Annotated in this window: 1 protein-coding gene; it reads left to right on the forward strand. The window is 56.4% G+C overall.

The window, feature by feature from the left end; genetic code table 11:
* Positions 1-331 precede the first annotated feature (331 nt).
* The coding region (locus C7455_RS19765) for a calcium-binding protein (RefSeq protein ID WP_146200066.1) at positions 332-1,395 on the forward strand (1,064 nt) is incomplete at its 3' end.

Here is a 1,395-nt window from a genome sequence, read left to right on the forward strand (position 1 = left end):
CTGCAGGGCCTGTTGGAGAGTCAGCTCTCGGCGGATGATTTCATCTTCACCTGACCAAGCCACCGCGCGGCGGCGTCTTGACGCGGCGCGCGGGCCTATCTGGCGAAGCCGAAACGGTCGAGCAGGTCTTGCCGGGTGAAGATCTCGGGCGCCTCACCGGACGGGCGCCGCTGGACGAGCATGTAGCGGCCATCGGGCAATGAGAGCCGGTGCGCAAAGTTAAATGTGAATCACTCTGTCTTTCCACTTTGGGATCGTGAACTTCGTTGCTATGGTTCACCTGTATTTCAGCCAGACGGCGCTCAGCCGACCATAATACGAGGAAACTTTCATGCCGACATTTGTGTTCAACGGCTTTACCATCAATGGTGACACTCTGGCTTTTTTCGGGCCGACGAATGTGACTCTGACGCTACCTGAAAACTATGTTTTTCAGTATGCCTATTCCAACAACGTCAATAATCCAGGCTTTGCATCCATCGACGTCGCCAACACTGGCATCATCATTCCTGAGCTGTATTTTGATGATACCAACAGCCCCGCCAGCCTGTCGCCATATGGCAATAGAGACGAAGACGAAGGCTATATATTCAGCATGTCGCTTTCGAACGGGACAGTGCTGACCCTCCTGCTGATCTACGATTCAATAACGGACCGCGACCACGTGTTCGTGCTCGACAGCACGGGACCCTTCTCGCTTCCGCAAAACCAGACGCAGTTCAATGGTTTCCTCTCGCAAATTACCGGTGTGGGTCTCGTGACGACTGGTCCCTTCGCACCGGGGATGAATATCGATTTCGACCTCGTCGTGGCACCAACACTCGCCTCGACGAGCGATGACGACACTTGGACGGGTTTCGACGACGACGAGGCCTTCGACGGCGGAGCGGGAAATGACTTCCTCGATGGCGGAGCAGGGAACGATACGCTGATAGGGGGTGATGGTGATGACACCTTGATCGACGGTCCGGGAGATGACTCGATTTTCGGCGGATCGGGCAATGATTTGATCTACAACACTACCGGTAATGACACCTATGATGGCGGTGACGGTTTTGACACGCTATTCATCGATCCCACGCGCTTTGCGCCCGGCGCATTCATTCTCGAGATAAACCTAAATACCGGCTATATCGGGCCGGACAATGGCTTTCTCTCTGACACGATACGCAACATCGAAGCCTTCGACGTGCAGCTCCTTGTCGACGTCCGGGCCTTTGGCGACAGCGAGAACAATCTGTTCCTCACCGGGTCAGGCGATGACACGATTGACGGCGGGGCGGGCAATGATACGATTCTGGGCGGTGCCGGGTTCGACAGCCTCATGGGCGGAGCGGGCAACGATTCCATCGAGGGCGGCCAGGGCGGCGACATGATCGACGGTGGGACCGGGGC

The organism is Roseicyclus mahoneyensis (assembly GCF_003148775.1).
Lineage (GTDB): Bacteria > Pseudomonadota > Alphaproteobacteria > Rhodobacterales > Rhodobacteraceae > Roseicyclus > Roseicyclus mahoneyensis.